Here is a 1,363-nt window from a genome sequence, read left to right on the forward strand (position 1 = left end):
GGCCAAGACCTCCATCCCGAAGCCGCGGGCGATGCGAGCGGCATGGAGGCCGATGTCGCCGGTGCCGATCACGCCCATGGTCCGGCCCTTGAGGTCGAAGCCCTGAAGCCCGCCTTGGCTGAAGTCGCCGCGGCGGGTCCGGTCGGCGGCGTCGACGATCCTGTGGCTGATCGCCAGCAGGAGGGCGAAGACATGCTCGGCCACGGTGTTCTCGCCGTAGGTCGGCACGTTCGATACGGTGACATCGTTCTCGCGGCACCAATCCATATCGATATGGTCGAAGCCCGTGGAGCGGGTCGCGATAAATTTCAGCGCGTCGAACCTATCCAGCACCTCGCGCGAGTGGTCGGAGTAGATGAAGGCGGAGATGACCTCGGCGTCGGAATGCTCTTCGGCCGACCCTGCGTCGAGCGGCCCATCCACGAAGACGACCTCGTGGTCCTGTTTCAAACTCTCAAAGGTTTCGCATTCCCAAGGCTCCACGTCGAAGACGACGATCTTCATGTCCTGTCCTCCTCCTGATCCTTGCGCCGCTCGGCCTCGGCGACCTGCTGCTTTACCTTCAGAAAGCTGTCGGGGCTGACCGAGATTGAGCCGATCCCGTGGCGGACGAGGAAGCGGGCGAACTCGGGGTGATCGCTCGGCGCCTGCCCGCAGAGACCGGTGTGGACGCCTCGACGGTTGGCCTTGGCGAGAAGGTCGGAGATGGCCTCTTCGACCGCCTCGTCCCGTTCGTCGAAAAGTCGCCGCAGCCGGTCGCTGTCGCGGTCGACGCCGAGGACGAGCTGGGTCAGATCGTTGGAACCGATGGAAAAGCCGTCGAAGCGTAGGGCGAATTTCTCGGCGAGCAGGACGTTGGCGGGGATCTCGGCCATGACATAGACGGCGAGTCCGGCGCGCCCGCGAACGAGCCCTTCCTCCGCCAGGGTCTCGAGAACCCGATCGGCTTCGCCGATGGTCCGGCAAAAGGGGATCATGAGAATGATGTTGTCGAGGCCGATCTCCTCGCGAGCCCGGCGCAGCGCGCGGCATTCCAGAGCGAAGCCTTCGCGATAGGCCTCGTCATAGTAGCGCGAGGCGCCGCGCCAGCCGAGCATCGGGTTCTCCTCGTCGGGCTCGAAAGCGGCGCCCCCGATCAGCTCGGCGTATTCGTTGGTCTTGAAGTCGCTCATCCGCACCACGACCGGGTTCGGATGATGCGCCGACGCGATGCGCGCGATGCCGCGCGCGAGCGTCTCGACGAAATACTCCGTCTTGTCCGGATAGGCGCGGGTCATTTCCGCGATCCGGTCCTTCGCCTCCTTGTCCTCGAGCTCCTCGAACCGCACGAGCGCCATGGGATGGATGCGGATCATGTTGCCGA

2 protein-coding genes are annotated in these 1,363 nt (G+C 64.8%); both read right to left on the reverse strand.

Translation table 11 applies throughout. The features are described 5' to 3' along the window. A partial coding sequence (locus NXI30_29040; protein MCR9098286.1) for a hydroxyacid dehydrogenase occupies nt 1–504 on the reverse strand: 504 nt, incomplete at its 3' end. Next, nucleotides 501–1,363, reverse strand: an 863-nt coding sequence (locus NXI30_29045; protein ID MCR9098287.1) for a phosphoenolpyruvate synthase, incomplete at its 5' end; no start/stop codon positions are given. The genes NXI30_29040 and NXI30_29045, both read right to left, overlap by 4 nt.

This window comes from bacterium, assembly GCA_024742285.1.
Lineage (GTDB): Bacteria > Myxococcota_A > UBA9160 > UBA9160 > UBA4427 > UBA4427.